This is a genomic window from Paenibacillus sp. RRE4 (assembly GCF_031844205.1).
In the GTDB taxonomy this organism is placed as follows: domain Bacteria; phylum Bacillota; class Bacilli; order Paenibacillales; family Paenibacillaceae; genus Paenibacillus; species Paenibacillus xylanexedens_B.
In genome coordinates this window covers 100,285-115,603 of record NZ_JAUZUT010000004.1, presented here as the reverse complement: position 1 = coordinate 115,603, position 15,319 = coordinate 100,285, and the positions used below count along the sequence as shown (strand labels likewise).

The following is a 15,319-nucleotide window of genomic DNA, read 5'->3' as shown; positions in this document are numbered from 1 at the left end:
CGATTAACGCGAGCTTCCGCCCGCTTTCAATGCATCCTGCGCATACGTCCGGTCTTTGAAAAAGAACATTGCCACCAGTGTTACAATATACGGCAACATCATGGTGAAATGGGTGGGCAGAGAGAAGCCTTGTAGACGAATACTGAGTGCTTCCATGAATCCAAAGAGCACGCTAGACCCCATCACCCCAAGCGGGTTGGCTTGCCCCAGCATCGTGGCAACCAAAGCGATGAAGCCGCGACCTGCGGTCATGCCTTCGGTGAACATCGTCACCTGACCAAGCGACAGCTGCGCTCCAGCCAGAGCACACAATACACCGCACATCAGTACAGCACCATACTGAATACCGCGTACCTTGATGCCGATGCTCTGGGCAGCAATCGGATTCTCACCCACGGAACGCAGACGGAAGCCCGATACACTTTTAAATAGATAGAACTGTAAAGCAATAACAACAATAATGCCTAGATATACGAGTGGACTATGACCAGATAACACCGTTCCCACCCAAGGAATATCCTTAATCAGCGGAATGTCCAATTTCGGGAGGCCCACCATATTTTTATCGTAGTATGCACCTTTTACGTCAAAGATCGCCCGCAGGGCAAAGGTCGTGAGTCCCGCCGCCAGAAAGTTCAACGATATACCGACGACGATGGCGTTAGCCTTGAGATTAATACTTATAAACGCAAAGAGCGCCGAGAACAGCATCACGATAATAATCGAAAACAGTACTGCCAAGAGTACGTTGCCGAACAGGTAGTTGCCCACAATCGCGGAGAATGCCCCGATCAGCACCAGTCCTTCCAAGCCCACGTTAAACAGACCGACGCGCGAACATAAAGCCCCGCCAAGTGCTGCGAGCAGAATCGGCGTCATAATCCGCAAGGTTGAGCCAAACATGGCTGCATCAAACAGTTGTTGCATTGGACTTTTTCTCCTTTCTCCGCTTCAGGAAGGAATAACCGATCTGTGCCGAGACAAACAGTGTCAAGACAGCCTGAATTACGCTACCAACTTCCAGAGGCACATCCGTATTCCGCTCCATGCCCATCGCCCCCGTCTGTAATGCCGCGAGCAGAATAGCCGCTACAGCTGTACCCAGTGGATGCGAGCGCGCCAGCAATGTAGCCATGATGCCGCTCCACGCATAACTTGCCGAGGATAACGAGCCATCCAGGAAACGATACTGCGTACCTAGAACTTCGCCAGCACCCGCAAGACCTGCAAGTCCACCACTAATGACCATGGACAGCATCATCATACGGATACGACGTACACCGCCATATGCCGCAAACGACGGATTGCTGCCCAGCATACGAATTTCATAACCCGTCACCGTTTTGTGCGTAAACCAGTAGATCAGCATCGCCGCTACAATCGCTATAATGAAGCCTGCGTGCAGTCCCATGCCCTGAAACAGCTTCGGTAGCCACACGCTCTGATCAATCATTGGTGTCTGCGCCATCGCTGCAGAACCTGTCTTATCTTTAAATGGATACGAAACCATATATCCGCCAAAATACGTCGCAATATAGTTAAGCAATAATGTTGTAATCAAAAGGTTCATGCCAAAGCGTGCATCCAGCCAGCCTGCAAAAAGGGACCACGCCCCGCCGGCAATAATTCCCGCCAGAATGGCTGCAATACATACGAACCAGCCCGGCCCTGGCAGATAAAGCGCCGTGAGCGCCGCACTGAGTCCGCCCAGAATCATCTGACCTTCCGCACCCATATTGAAAAATCCGGCACGGAATGCCAGTGCTACGCCAAGCCCCGCCAAGATAATCGGCGTTGCACGCGCCAATGTATTGGTGAAGAAGTAGAAGTTACCGAAGGCACCCTTCCACATCTCGGCATACGTATCTACGACATTGCCGCCAACGACCAGAATGGCAATCGCACCGGCGAGCAAGCCGATCAATACGGCAAGCAGCGGCTGTACAAGTCCGCGAAGTGTTTCTTTTACCCGATTCATACCCGCTCTTTCCCTCCTGCCATCAACAAACTGATCTGTTCTTCTGTCGCTTCCGCTGCCGCAAGTTCTCCGGCAATCTCTCCTTCGTACATGACAATAATGCGATCGGATAATTGCAAAATTTCCGACAACTCGGACGAGATCAGCAAGATACCCGCTCCCTCATTGCGTTTACGCAGCAATTCTGCGTGGATAGTTTCCATTGCACCGATATCGACTCCGCGTGTAGGCTCTGCTGCAATTAGAAACGGTGTATCCTGTGCAAACTCACGTGCAGCAATCAGCTTCTGCAAGTTACCGCCCGATAAAAATTGGGCTTTTGTTTCCGCCGATCCTGTCTTGATGTTAAACTGCTTGATCCAGCTCTCCACCATCGCTTTGGCTGCTCTGGCTTTGATCATGCCACGTTTCTGCAGGCGGTGATGGTGCCCCATCAGTCCGTTCTCCTTCACGCTGGCATCCTTCGCCGCTCCCCACATGTAGCGGTCTTCCGGAATATGCGCCAGTCCATGCTCCCGAATGCGGCGTACCGGCCAGTTCGTCGTGTCCTGCCCGGATAAAAGCACTCGGCCTCCCTCCGGCTTTCGCAACCCGGCAATCACCTGAATCAATTCGGATTGACCGTTACCGGAGATGCCCGCGATCCCCACTACTTCGCCTTTGCGAACCTTCATATGAATATCTTTAAGTGCAGAGCGGTCTTTGGCTCCCGAGAGTTGAACAGCCTCCACCTGAAGCACGTCTTCACCCGGAACAGATGCGGGTTTGTCCATTCGCACCAGTTCACGCCCCACCATCAGGCGTGACAACTCCTCTACATCAGTATCCTTCGCTTCTAATGTACCTGTGACTTGTCCATCTCGAAGTACGGTGATTCGATCCGCAACATCCATGACCTCTTGCAGCTTGTGTGTGATGATGACGAAGGTTTTGCCCAGCTTCGCGAGTGATTTCATATTCGCCAGCAGTTCTTTCACTTCAAGCGGAGTGAGCACCGCCGAAGGTTCATCCAATATAATGATGTCTGCTCCCTGATGTAACACTTTGAGAATTTCTACACGTTGTTGCATACCCAGGGGACATTCGCCAACTCTTTTCCACGGGTCAACCGGCATGCCGTATTGTCTGCCCAATTCATCGACCTGAGCTGCCGCTTTTTTTCGATCAAATACCCCTGCCGCCGCAGGTTCACGTCCAATGACAATATTCTCCGCTACCGTAAAGGATGGAAACAGCATGAAATGCTGGTGCACCATGCCGATCCCGCTCGCCATAGCCTGAGATGGTGTTGCAAAGCTTACCTCGCGCCCACGGACTTTAATCGTGCCTGTTGTCGGTTGCTCCATCCCGTACAGCATACGCATTAGCGTCGTTTTCCCTGCTCCATTCTCCCCGACAAGAGCATGAATCTCCCCCTCGCGCAGATTAAAATGGATATCCTTGTTCGCCGTGAAGCTACCGTATTTCTTCGTAATTTGCTCCATCTCCAACAGCATATCTTGCGTTCGCTCCTCTCGATTGATGTAAGTCAAGCTATAATTGATTACACTTGCCACTCCGATGACAGAACAACCTTTCGATCGCTGTTATCCCCGGATTTTTTAACTCCCTTTTATAAGGAGAAAATCCGGGGATAAAGGCGAAGCCTATGCTTCCGATGCAGCTTTCCTGCAGAAAGCTTTTAGCTCCGCTTCTCCAGGTTTCTTCTGTCCTCTCCGTTATCGTGTAAACGTTACGTTCAACATATAAGGTCACTGTAAACAGTAGCAAAACCGGCTGCCTGGTTGGGCAGCCGGCTAACTAGATTGATTACACATCCATCAGTTCATTGCTGATTCTTCATATGAAATATTTCAGATCAGATATAAGAAGTGATTTCTATCCTTACTATTGTTGCAATGGATCTTTAACTACAATTTTACCGGATACGATGTCATCTTTGATTGCTTTTACTTTGTCGATAACTTCTTGACCAACAAATGCATTCAGTGGAGACTCACTGTCACGCGTAACGTATGTCAGACCCACGCCGTCTTCTTTCAAGCCGTAGTTGACTGCGCCTGCTTTGAATGTACCTTCCGCAAAATCTTTCACGGTCTCATAAGCAACGGTATCCGTAGATTTCAACTGGGAAAGTACGATATGCTCCGGATCTTCTACTGTACGGTCTGTATCTTGTCCAGAAGTGTAGAAGCCTTTTTCTTTCGCCGCTTCGAACACACCAAGGTCACCTACAGCAGATGCACCTGCGATGAAGTCAGCACCTTTGCCGAATTGCACCAGTGCCAATTCTTTCGCTTTAGCCGGGTCATTGAAACCACCAACATAGTTCACCAGGAATTCTGCTTTTGGATTAACGGACTCCAGACCTGCTTTGAATCCTTCTGTATATTTCTTAATCAAAGGAATGTCCATTGCAGCGACCATACCCACTTTATCCGTTTTCGTGGAAAGTCCGGCAGCCGCACCCAGAAGGTACGCTCCTTCATATTCACGGAAACCAACGCTACGAACGTTAGGCAGATCAATCGCTGTGTCTACAATCGCAAACGACTTGTTTGGATTCTCGGCAGCAACCTTTTTGAGTGCATCTTCTGCCTGGAACGTTGCTGTAATAATCAGATCATAATTCTCGGCAACAGCTGCACGCAGGTTTTGCTCGAATGCTGCAGGGTCTGTTGATTCAATCGTTTTGGTATCCACCTTGAACTCTTTACCTGCTTTTTTGAAGCCTTCATCCATTTGTACAAAGAAAGGGTTGACCCCTATTTTTTCAGGAAGTACTAATGCCATCCGCAGGGATTTTCCAGAATCGCCGCCTTGAGCGGATTGTTCGTCTTTAGTAGCTGATTTCCCACAAGCAGCCAGCAAAATAGCGATCATAACAATTGATAAGACGAACGATAAACCTCTTTTCATTTTGAAAATTCCCCTTTTCAATAATCTTTTTTATTATCCTATCGGATAATGTCGATCCTTGTCAATAAAACTTTCAGCGTATACACTCATATGGAAGATCATCGCAAAAACAGTAGCTTCCAGACTCTGGAAGCCCCATTATGACTGACTTTTTTTCGTTGACATTTGGCGCGACTCCGTGCTAAAGTCAATCCAATTATTCTATTCTGATAGGATTTGTCAGGATTATATTGCATTCACCTATCATTTTCAACCTATTTTAAGGAGGCTTTTCATTTGAAAAAGATCACCCAGATTACGCTGGCAGCCCTGCTCGCCGCTCCGGTAACCCTCGGCACTCTCAGTCTGCCCACTTCTGCTTCTGCGGCATCCGCAACGCCAGTTGCACCTAAAACGCTACATGTGAACACCCCTGCAGTAAAAGCACCCGCTGTCTACACAGAAAGTGCAGCAGATTTCGCTCAATTCCTGCAAGCCAAGTACGGTATCCAATTGCCGCAGCAAGCGTCCAAGGGTGATTTTATCAAAGCCATAGCAGCCATTACGGAAGCAAGTTCCGCCTCCACTACAAGTACGGATGCCACAAAGGCACCTGCCTTCAGCGATCTGAAATCGGGTGACGACGCCTACGAGGCAGCTGTTGCGCTGTTCAACAACGGTGTGTTAACAGCAACGGAGGTACGTGCGAAAGATCAACTGAGCATTTACACAGCGGTATTCCTCGCCGTCAAGGCAGCTGGATTCAAAGAACTCGCTTACACCTATCCTGCCGACAAAACAGCTAAAGCACTTGCCAAAGCAGGCATCAAGTCTGATCGTTTGCAAGGACAAGCAGGGCAAGAACTGGCTGCGGCCATTGATACAGGACTGGTTCCCGAGAGCCTCTACCCTGCTCTTGTTAAGGGCGGCGTAGCGAGCAAGGATGCAGCGAACATTCTGCTCGGACGTGTGCTGATTAGCCAAGGTAAATATAAAAATGAAATTGGACGTTCCAATGATGCAGATATCTACTCCAAGCTTTATGCTGCATACCGCACAGCCGACTTGATTGAAGCTCCTGAGCTGAGAAAGATTGTAGATCAGGCATTGCGGGAAGATCTCGTTACAGGTTACAACCTGAAAGACAGCCGTTTTGATTCCAATTTTATCGATGAACTGACGTTAACTTATGGTCATGACAGCATTAATCATGCAGTACAGCTGATTGGCCTGCTTCGCAGCGAAGGCATTGATGCCGATGTACAATTCCAGCCGAAGACATCTGCTTTTATCTATTTGAAAGAGTGGGGCGAGCCGAAGGAAACACCAGACTACAAAGTTACACAAATTGAAAATGGCAATTATATCGCTTATGCGAAGGAATATGACATTCAGTTTGAATTTAACAACACAGCGGACAAAGCCCGTTTCAACGATATCGTTCTGAAATTCGCCAAAAAGAACAGCACCAGCCAATCTCCACTGATTATCAACTCCTGGTGGCAGCCGCTGTATTATTCACCAACCGCACTGGCTAACTTCCCAGTGATTACGAACAATAAAATTACGCTTGGTCATTATTATGCCCAATCTTTCTCACTGAAAGAAAATGCCAAAGCGATTCAGGAAGGATTCCGCAAGCTGGCTCCTGAAGCAAATATCACCTCATACAACTTCTGGGTGGATCAACCTTTCTTTAATTACTTGAATGGCGGTTCCGAGTAAATATCGTATAGATAACCACTTGACTGAAATGATCATTTTTTAGCAAAATATAAAGCCGTCTTCACCGATTCGGATTCAGGTTTCGACCTCTATTTTTCGGGAAGACGGCTTTTCTATATGCATTTACAAAATTCTTCTTAAAAATCATTTTGACCATGCAGGAATTGCCAATATCAGGTCGAATTTCTTATGTACACAAACACGCAATTATTGTTTCGCATATTCGCAAGAACAGGGGTTAATCATGGTATACGACGGTATTCTGATCGGCTTGATTGTTGGTCTGTTCAGGGGTGGAGTCCGCTATGGACTCAATCAGTTTGCAAGACTCCAGCTACGCGGCGGATGGATCTTTCCGCTACTGTTAATCTTCCAGTTTGGCATTTTCTATATGCAGGAGCGGTTGAGCTGGGTAGCATCCATTAATGGTTATCTGTTTGCCGCTGTCTATATCACAGGCCTTATCTTCTTATGGCTCAACAGACATCATCGGGGGTTCACGCTGATCTGGATCGGGGTGTTTCTCAACTTCATCGTGATGGCTCTTAACGGTGGCCGCATGCCCGTTTCCGTGGAAGCTTCTGCTGTGCTCGGTCCTTATTATGTCGATCTGCTAAGGGAAGGTAGCACCGTATCCAAGCATTATATGATGGATGCATCAACCCATCTTGCCTTTCTTGGTGACATCATCCCGCTATCGAGTCCTTATCCGCGAACACAGGTCATCAGCATTGGTGATGTCGTGATGAATGTTGGCATATTCCTGTTTATCCAGTACATGATGGTGAATCGGGGCAAAGAAGACGTATCGTCCGCAGAAACATACCAGACTCAATGAGAATTGGTGAGCATCGGACCAGACTCCAAGGAAGGGAGGTCTTTTCCATGAAGAAATTCGAAGGTATCAAATATTCCCGCATTGTCATCAACGCCATCATCGTAGCGTCTGTCGTTGTAGCACTTACTTCGGGATACAAGCTTGGCGGTTAGGTTCTGCTGCCACACCAGACAAACAGGCTGCGAGCGGCCTGTTTTTTTCTTGCTGGATTTTTGGAAGCGATCTTGTTATGTTAAAAAAATATATAGTATATACCTATACAAGAATAACCAATATAAATGCATCGAGCAGGAGCCTGTTATCTCCAAAAAAGGTCGTGATACTGCATCGTTCGTTTATACCTAACATCACGAGTTGACTAAATCCAAGCAGGAGATTTTCTATGAACTTTATTCGTAACCTTATCCGCAAAGCAGATCGAAGCATGATGTATGTTTTATTGCTTAGCTGCACCGGGGTTGGCGTTTTTATCTATATGAACCAGTGGTCTTATGTACATCTGACGACAACCGACTGGGTCATGGTTTATACCATGCTGGGAGCCGCGCTCATCCTCGACTATTTTACATTCCAGATTCCCCCGAAGGGTAACCAGCAATCGATGGATTCCTCTGTGTATCTGGCATGCATATTTATGTTTGGCGGGGCATTCAGCCTCTCGGTGTTATTGCCGATTTCTATCATTTTATTAATTAAAGACCGCAAGCTTGCCTGGTGGAAACATGTTGTCAATTTCAGTATTTATAGTCTCATGATCACCGGAGCCGCCACTGTATTCGAATGGACAGGTGGTCAGGTCGGAGCCATTGATAGTTACAACCTGATTCCATATGTTGCTGCTCTGGCTGCCTATTTTATTATTAATACCATTACGCTAGGATTGTTCTTTCATTTCTCAACCAAAGATGCATTACAGCAGATGAAACGGGCATTCGTAACCGAATCCCTCCTGGTCTACCTCTGCACGCTTATTTTGGCGCTTGTGCTCACCATTCTGGTTGTACATAACGGTGTGCTTGGTCTATTTTTATATCTCAGTCTCAGTATCTTGTTATCTCATGCGTTCAAGCAACTGTTCATTATGTACCAGTCCATTGAAGAAAAGGCAAACTCGGATCAGCGTACAGGCTTGTTCAACCACAGCTATTTCGAGAACATGCTGGAAACGGAGCTTAATAAAGCTCGTACGCAAGGAACGCCCCTCTGTCTGGGGTTGCTTGATATTGATGATTTCAAAAAATATAATGATCAGTTTGGTCACCTTCAAGGCGATAGCCTGCTGGCGTTGCTTGGGGATTTTCTCATTCGCAAGACCGAAGGCACATCCGTTACCGCTTTTCGATATGGTGGAGAAGAATTCACGTTGCTCATGCCAGGCATGGAACTCGATGAGTCTTACAGATTTATGAATAAGTTACGCAAACAGCTGAATGATACCCCTTTTGAAGGCGTAGAGGTATTACCCCATGGCTGTCTCTCATTCTCTGCCGGAATTGCTGCATACCAAGTGGATATGTATAACAAGTCTCAACTGGTGGATCAGGCGGACAAGGCGCTGTACTATGCCAAAAAGCAAGGCAAAAACAACGTACATCGCTATGGTAGCAATGACGGTATGGAGCACGAGATTGATCTGGTTCAAGACGTCCGCGACATTGAGCAGCAGCTGAATCTGTTTCAATACAAGGATATGGATACGTTCAAACATTCCAAACGGGTCTATAAATACGCGCTCGATATTAGCGAAGTGCTCAAACTGGACAATGTAGAAAAGCGGCGTTTCGTGCTTGGGGCGCTGATTCACGATATTGGCAAGCTGGAGATCCCCTGGTCTATATTGAACAAAAGAGAAAAACTGACATGCGAGGAATGGGATACCATCAAAGGTCATGTGACTTGGGGCAAAAAAATGGTGATGACGAACGATCGCTTCGCCGATCTGATTCCGTATATTGAATTGCATCATGAGCGCTATGACGGGAATGGCTATCCCTACGGGCTGAAGGGTCATGAAATTCCGAAGCTGTGCCGGATGCTGACCGTGATCGATTCCTTTGATGCCATGACCACCGAGCGACCCTATCAGAAAACCAAAAACGTGGATGAGGCCATAGAGGAGTTGCGGGCATGTTCGGGTACGCAATTTGATCCGGAACTGGCGGAGTTGTTCATTCGGTATATCGAAAAAAGAGCGGCTCATCAACTATTGCAGTAGTCTGAAATGGTGAATAAAAGCCAAAGCGCTATCCCCGGGAGGGATAGCGCCATTTTCATTTTTCATCGTGATGTAAAGTGTGATTTGATCCATCGGATGCATCAGGGCCTGTTCAGTCTTGTGAAGACTCTTCGTTACTCATCGTATTCAGTTCATGCGAGGTCTGATGTAACTCTTTGATCATCTGTTGCAAAAACATGTTGTCTTGGCGACTGATCCCGTGCTGATTGTCTTGAACAAGCATCTGGTGAATGTTCTTCTTGAGCAATTCACTGCGACGTTCCAATACTTCTTGACTCATGTTGCTGCGTCACTCCTTAACATGTTTTGTAATGATTTTGCGTTCTATATAAGTATAGAGGACCTTCCCTCATAGCGAAAACGGGCAGAGCCCTCCTGAGCAGAGCACATCAACCCTCACCTAGGATGACAGCATTTCAGCCCTCCGTGTTCTTAGATATCCTTCTAAATACTCCATGATGCTCCCCGATTTCCTGTGAACAGCCCGGACTAGGGTCTTGGACAAGGTTGCGTTATAATGATCCCATTACCCTCATTCCATTAATAATTTTAAGGAAGGATTTTACACGACACACTTCGATGACAGAAGAACCTTCCAATCGCTGTTATCCCCGGATTTTGTTGATTCCCTTTTCTAAAAGGGGAAAATCCGGTGATAAGTATATGCTTCCGATGCAGCTTTCTGTAAGAAAGCTTTCAGGCGAGCACTTCGTTTTTTCAGGTTTTTTCTGTCCTCTCCGTTAAACTGTAAATAAATGGATTAACTTATTAAGACCATTTTTACTTAAAAGGAGTTATGTATATATGTCCTATAAACAGATCAAATGGATGATCCTGCTGATTCCCACCATCACCGTGGGACTGTGGGAATATATTCGCCATCAGTTTCTGATGCCATATCTATCGATGGATGCCGGAAACTGGTTGACACCTGTAATTGTTTATCTTGTCAGCGTGACACTGCTAAGCCGTTTGTTCCTGATGTTAGAAGGGGCCCGAGCTGCCCTCGAACAAGAGCGAGCATCCAAAACGGCGCTTGAAGCGCGTGACCAGCTTGCCCGGGAACTGCATGACGGCATTTCACAATCGCTATTCCTGCTCTCGGTAAAGACTGACAAAGCAGGACGCAGTCTTGCAGGCACCAGCCATGAGCAGGATCTGCGCGAGATTCAAAAGACCGTGCACGAAGTCAATACATATGTGAGGCAAGCCATTGCCCAGTTGCGTTATGTACCTTCACCTGTTGCTGATCCCGAAGCCGTTGCTTTGCAGGCTCAGGTCGAATCCATCGTGAGTGATACCGTTCCGGAGGCAGATGTAGAATGGAATCTGACCGAAGTTTCCTTCTCAGCCAAAGAGCAGGTAGAACTGCTTGCTTGCATTCGGGAAGCACTGCTTAACGTGCGCAAACATGCCCATGCTACCCAAGTGGAAGTTTTCACGAAAGGCAATGCCTCTAATTGGTCTGTTCATATCCGTGACAATGGTATTGGAATTCACGAAGACCCTATGCTACTCAAAGATCGGTACGGTTTACGAATCACCAAGGAACGGGCTGAGCAGATGGGATGGACATTCCAGCTTGATTCGGTATCAGGTAATACACAAATAATCATTGGAAAGGGGCAGAATTAATGGAACTGGTACGTGTACTTGTCGTGGACGATCACGCACATGCGCGTGAGGCGATATGCACCATTTTATCCGAAGATAGCCTGTTTGAAGTCATTGGTACAGCCAAAAATGGGCAGGAAGCGATTGAGTTAACCGAGCACTGGATGCCTGACCTGATTCTGATGGATGTGCAGATGCCCGATATGGATGGACTCGAAGCAACAAGGCAGATTAAACTGCGTTTCCCATACGTCATGATCGTAATGGTCACCGTATCGGATGATGTCACTTACCTCTTTGAAGCGTTGAAACAAGGGGCTCAAGGCTTTCTGCGCAAAAATTTATCTCCTTCCACTTGGCTGGAATACCTTCGCGCCATTGTTAGCGACGATGCACCGCTGAGCAAGGAGCTAGCGTACCGAATATTGCAGGAGTTCCCTGCTCCTCGCAGTGAGGATGTGCAAGAGAATCCGCTAACCGCCCGCGAATTGGAGATTCTGCAATGGGTATCTGCCGGGTATACCAACCGTGAAATTGCCGAGCAGCTAGGCATCTCAGATCAGACCGTTAAGAACCATCTGAAGAACATCCTGCAGAAGCTACAGCTGGAGAACAGGGTGCAGCTGACTCGCTATGCATTAGAGAGCGGGCTCGCCGGCCACAAGCCTCGCAAATAAAATAGGGTTCAGAGGCATTAGAATAGGGAATTCTATCACAACACGATCTACTTCTGATATGCGCAATGTAATAGCACCGCATATCAGCGTGAATTATTTCAAGCATTTGTCACAAATATGCAGTAATCCATGATTTTTTATAGCCCTATGTAGTCATACGCCTTCATTTTGGACAAAGTTATAATGGTATAGATTATGTGTGAACGATGAATTATGGATAATTGTAAATCTATAACCCAAGGGTGATGATTTTTTGAGAGTAAGAAGCTTAACCCTGCGTTGGAGCAAACGTCACTGGGCACTGCTCACCAGCCTGCTACTGGTGTTCTGCCTTGTGATGCCGCAATGGGCATCTGCCCATGCTTATATTGTGAAGGCGTCTCCTGAAGAGAATGAACTGCTCGTTACAGCACCGCAGCGGCTGACGTTGGAGTTCAATGAATCACTGCAGACGGCCTTTTATGATATTAAAATTACCGGACCTGACGGAAATCAAGCGGACGATGGTAACGTACAGATTGACTCGGAACGCCCGCACATTCTGGAAACGGGTCTGAAGCCTGGCCTTGCTGACGGGACATATCTCGTCAACTGGAAGGCTGTATCTGCCGATGGACATCCAATCTCCGGAGCGTATGTGTTCCATATCGGCGAGCCTACCGGAGCACCTGCCGGATTGAAGGATCTGGCATCCGGTTCGGGTGCCACCGGTGGCCCGTTGAAATGGATCGTGTCATTCACGGACTGGATTCAATATCTCGGTCTGTCCGTCATACTCGGTACGCTCGCCTTCCTGCTACTGCGAATTGCCCCAGCTTCCCTTCTACGGGAACCGATGGAGGCACCGGGTAGCTACAAATTGTTATGGATCAGCTATGCGGCTGCTTCCTTTGCCGCACTAATAAGCCTTCCGCTGAACACCCTCTATGAGTCAGGTGTCACTCTCGGCGAATTCAGTTGGGCCTTATTAGGCAGTGCGCTCAAACTGACCTCCTTCGGTCAGATCTGGATGTTACAGATGCTGATTGCCATGTTGCTTGCAGTCACACTACTGTCCGGTTATGATCTGGATCGATCCCTGCGCGTGCGCATCTGGTCCTCATACGGATCATTGGTGCTAGTTCTAGGCTGGTTGCTTACCCATGCTATGACGGGGCATCCTGCTGCCGCAGAGCAACGTGTGCTTGCTGTAGCCATGGACTTTGTACATCTTGCCGCTGCTGCATTCTGGATCGGGGCTCTCACCGCTATGGCGGTGTGTCTGCCACCACTCACCAATCGATTGCCTGCAAAACTGCGAGGCGAAGTCTACTGGGCAGCGATAAGGAGATTTACCGTTTGGGGTATCGGTGCTGTAGCCGTTCTGGTCGCTACGGGTATCTATGGCAGTCTGGTCATCCTGCCTGCACCGCTACTGAACTCCTTATTCACAACAGCATATGGCCTGGTTCTGATCGGTAAAATCCTGTTGCTTATTGTAATGATCGGTTTCGCGCTGATTCATGCCAAACGAGCAAGAGCTGCTACAGGTAAGCAGTTGTCTGGCAGTTTAAAGGCTGAACTGGCTACAGGTGCCATCATTCTTGCGCTCGCGGCTGTACTGACACATCTGTCTCCGGGTCAGCCAGCACCCGCTGGTCCTTATAAGGGCACACAGACGACAGATGATGGCTCCGTGATAACACTTCAGGTAAGTCCAAGCGTAGTGGGAGAAAATCAGTTCGAGGTTAGCATTAAGCGAGCGGATGGCAGTACCGTCAAAGATCTCGAACAGGTGACGTTGTCTCTGATCCATCTGGATATGGATATGGGCATCTATGAGATCACCATTCCGAAGAACGATACAGGCGTATACAAGGCAGGGGACTACATCTCTATGCCGGGCAAGTGGAGTATCCAAGTCCACGCGTTAACTCGGTCACTTGATGCCCTCGATGCCGAGTTCAAGATTGAGGCAGCAAAGCCTTAGTAAACAACGAAACCATTTTTAAAAGAGTGAAGTATATCTAAAACATTTGCATAAGAATGAGAGGGGTTCTGATTTTGAAAAAGACATCATGGGTATCCAAATTAACATCTGCTATGGCAACAGGTGCAGCAGCATTCCTGCTGTTCTCTGGATTAGCCAGCGCTCACGTCACGGTAAATCCGTCCGTCGCACAAACGAGTGCATGGCAGACGTATACGATTAAAATACCGTCCGAGAAAGAGCTGCCAACAACTAAAATTACACTCAAAATTCCAGAGGGTGTTGCATTTAAGCAGTATCAGCCGCTGGCTGGATGGAAGATCACAACCGAGAAAAACGATTCTAACGAAGTAACCTCAATCACTTGGGAGATTGATGGAGATAACCAAGGGATTCTGGCTGGACAGTTCCAACAGTTTAACTTTGTTGCACAGAACCCAAAGACAGAAACAGAAGTCGCATGGGATGCCTTCCAATATTACAGTGATGGCAGCATTGTAGAGTGGACAGGCCAGCCGGGGGCAAACTCTCCTCACAGCATCACAACCATCAGCGAAGATCCGGCGGCTGCCGGTAATGCCGCAACAGGCGGTGACCACCATAGTGCAGGTGGAGCAAGTAATGGGCATGACAGTGCAGGTACTGCTGGCACCGCGACAGGTGACAAAGCGTCTGACACTGCGACTGATGGCAAAAAAGGAAATGATGACACCACTCTCGGCGATGCTCTCTCCGATACGGTAACAGGTCAACCGAATAACACGGATTCCGATGCAGGTACGTTGAAGCTACAACAAGCAACGTTAATCGTATCGATCCTGGCTCTGATCATGTCCTTCCTGGGCATTGCACTGGCCACTCGCCGCAAAAAACGTTAATCTGCGGTTCTCTTTCTCCGAGGTAATCGAAGGTAAAATCGTAATAAGATACAAAAAGGAGTTTGCAGCAAACGGGATACCCCCGTTCATGCTACAAACTCCTTTTTTTGATCAACTCATATCTAGAATCCAGATGACTTGCCGTGTACACTACATGTGCCATCCGCAATATGGCACACCGTTGCATATTAACGTTGCTGATCCGTTTGAATCATAAATTCAATGTACTGGATTAGACTTTTTTTCTGCATCTCGATGGATTGGATACGCTTCGCAAGGCCTGCGAAAAACTCTTCAATCTGTTGCCTCGTATGATCCGCAGATTGTCCTTTCCAGTCGTTCAGACGGCTGTACAGCACTCTAGCCTCCTGCTCATCTGCTTGCATGCGAACCAGTAGCTGTGACAGCTCCTTCTCCGCAATTCGCAGGTCGTTCAGTTCCACCAGCAATTGTCCGCTCATTGGTGTATCCCTCCCCCTCAGTGCACGTTCTCACCTTGAACTCAA

Annotated in this window: 13 protein-coding genes; 7 read left to right on the top strand and 6 right to left on the bottom strand. The window is 47.8% G+C overall.

The features are described from left to right. Positions 1 to 3: 3 nt before the first annotated feature. The 4 genes from Q9R46_RS20555 to Q9R46_RS20540 form a co-directional block, all read right to left on the bottom strand. Positions 4 to 927, bottom strand: a complete 924-nt coding sequence (locus Q9R46_RS20555) for an ABC transporter permease (RefSeq protein ID WP_311281568.1) — start codon at positions 925 to 927, stop codon at positions 4 to 6. Beyond that, complete coding sequence (locus Q9R46_RS20550; RefSeq protein ID WP_145414422.1) at positions 911 to 1,978, bottom strand: ABC transporter permease; 1,068 nt, start codon at positions 1,976 to 1,978, stop codon at positions 911 to 913. The genes Q9R46_RS20555 and Q9R46_RS20550 overlap by 17 nt, the downstream gene beginning before the upstream one ends. Next, complete coding sequence (locus Q9R46_RS20545) at positions 1,975 to 3,474, bottom strand: ABC transporter ATP-binding protein (RefSeq protein ID WP_311281567.1); 1,500 nt, start codon at positions 3,472 to 3,474, stop codon at positions 1,975 to 1,977. The genes Q9R46_RS20550 and Q9R46_RS20545 overlap by 4 nt, the downstream gene beginning before the upstream one ends. Positions 3,475 to 3,865: 391 nt before the next feature. Beyond that, positions 3,866 to 4,897, bottom strand: coding sequence for a BMP family lipoprotein (locus tag Q9R46_RS20540; protein ID WP_145334115.1), 1,032 nt, complete (start codon positions 4,895 to 4,897; stop codon positions 3,866 to 3,868). Between the two features lie 276 nt (positions 4,898 to 5,173). On the opposite strand from Q9R46_RS20540, the gene Q9R46_RS20535 reads away from it, so the two are divergent. From Q9R46_RS20535 to Q9R46_RS20525, 3 genes are all read left to right on the top strand, one after another. Then, positions 5,174 to 6,601 carry a hypothetical protein gene (locus tag Q9R46_RS20535; protein WP_311281566.1) on the top strand — a complete coding sequence of 476 codons (1,428 nt, stop codon included), beginning with the start codon at positions 5,174 to 5,176 and terminating at the stop codon, positions 6,599 to 6,601. 244 nt (positions 6,602 to 6,845) lie between these two features. Continuing rightward, a complete protein-coding gene (locus Q9R46_RS20530; protein ID WP_311281565.1) occupies positions 6,846 to 7,439 on the top strand; it encodes a DUF5317 domain-containing protein in 594 nt (197 codons plus the stop codon). Between the two features lie 382 nt (positions 7,440 to 7,821). Next, a complete protein-coding gene (locus Q9R46_RS20525; protein WP_311281564.1) occupies positions 7,822 to 9,654 on the top strand; it encodes a bifunctional diguanylate cyclase/phosphohydrolase in 1,833 nt (610 codons plus the stop codon). A 112-nt stretch (positions 9,655 to 9,766) separates the two neighbouring features. On the opposite strand, the gene Q9R46_RS20520 is transcribed toward Q9R46_RS20525, so the two are convergent. After that, positions 9,767 to 9,955: a hypothetical protein gene (locus Q9R46_RS20520; protein ID WP_090918827.1), complete on the bottom strand. Its 189-nt coding sequence runs from the start codon at positions 9,953 to 9,955 to the stop codon at positions 9,767 to 9,769. 524 nt (positions 9,956 to 10,479) lie between these two features. On the opposite strand from Q9R46_RS20520, the gene Q9R46_RS20515 reads away from it, so the two are divergent. From Q9R46_RS20515 to Q9R46_RS20500, 4 genes are all read left to right on the top strand, one after another. Beyond that, entirely contained in the window at positions 10,480 to 11,310 is an 831-nt protein-coding gene (locus Q9R46_RS20515) for a sensor histidine kinase (RefSeq protein WP_311281563.1), read from the top strand. Further along, positions 11,310 to 11,966: a response regulator gene (locus Q9R46_RS20510; RefSeq protein ID WP_311281562.1), complete on the top strand. Its 657-nt coding sequence runs from the start codon at positions 11,310 to 11,312 to the stop codon at positions 11,964 to 11,966. The genes Q9R46_RS20515 and Q9R46_RS20510 overlap by 1 nt, the downstream gene beginning before the upstream one ends. A 253-nt stretch (positions 11,967 to 12,219) precedes the next feature. Continuing rightward, on the top strand, positions 12,220 to 13,935 hold the full coding sequence (locus Q9R46_RS20505; protein WP_311281561.1) for a copper resistance protein CopC: 1,716 nt from the start codon (positions 12,220 to 12,222) through the stop codon (positions 13,933 to 13,935). Positions 13,936 to 14,009: 74 nt separating this feature from the next. Continuing rightward, positions 14,010 to 14,813 (top strand): YcnI family copper-binding membrane protein, encoded by an 804-nt coding sequence (locus Q9R46_RS20500; RefSeq protein WP_311281560.1) that lies wholly within the window; start codon positions 14,010 to 14,012, stop codon positions 14,811 to 14,813. 188 nt (positions 14,814 to 15,001) lie between these two features. Here the strand turns inward: Q9R46_RS20500 and Q9R46_RS20495 are convergent, their stop codons facing one another. Next, on the bottom strand, positions 15,002 to 15,274 hold the full coding sequence (locus Q9R46_RS20495) for a hypothetical protein (protein WP_311281559.1): 273 nt from the start codon (positions 15,272 to 15,274) through the stop codon (positions 15,002 to 15,004). Between the last annotated feature and the right edge of the window lie 45 nt (positions 15,275 to 15,319).

Bases quoted from the DNA above. Each gene is read 5' to 3' on its own strand.
- Q9R46_RS20555 (WP_311281568.1), bottom strand. From the start codon at position 927: ATGCAACAACTGTTTGATGCAGCCATGTTTGGCTCAACCTTGCGGATT.
- Q9R46_RS20550 (WP_145414422.1), bottom strand. From the start codon at position 1,978: ATGAATCGGGTAAAAGAAACACTTCGCGGACTTGTACAGCCGCTGCTT.
- Q9R46_RS20545 (WP_311281567.1), bottom strand. From the start codon at position 3,474: ATGCTGTTGGAGATGGAGCAAATTACGAAGAAATACGGTAGCTTCACG.
- Q9R46_RS20540 (WP_145334115.1), bottom strand. From the start codon at position 4,897: ATGAAAAGAGGTTTATCGTTCGTCTTATCAATTGTTATGATCGCTATT.
- Q9R46_RS20530 (WP_311281565.1), top strand. From the start codon at position 6,846: ATGGTATACGACGGTATTCTGATCGGCTTGATTGTTGGTCTGTTCAGG.
- Q9R46_RS20525 (WP_311281564.1), top strand. From the start codon at position 7,822: ATGAACTTTATTCGTAACCTTATCCGCAAAGCAGATCGAAGCATGATG.
- Q9R46_RS20520 (WP_090918827.1), bottom strand. From the start codon at position 9,955: ATGAGTCAAGAAGTATTGGAACGTCGCAGTGAATTGCTCAAGAAGAAC.
- Q9R46_RS20515 (WP_311281563.1), top strand. From the start codon at position 10,480: ATGTCCTATAAACAGATCAAATGGATGATCCTGCTGATTCCCACCATC.
- Q9R46_RS20510 (WP_311281562.1), top strand. From the start codon at position 11,310: ATGGAACTGGTACGTGTACTTGTCGTGGACGATCACGCACATGCGCGT.
- Q9R46_RS20495 (WP_311281559.1), bottom strand. From the start codon at position 15,274: ATGAGCGGACAATTGCTGGTGGAACTGAACGACCTGCGAATTGCGGAG.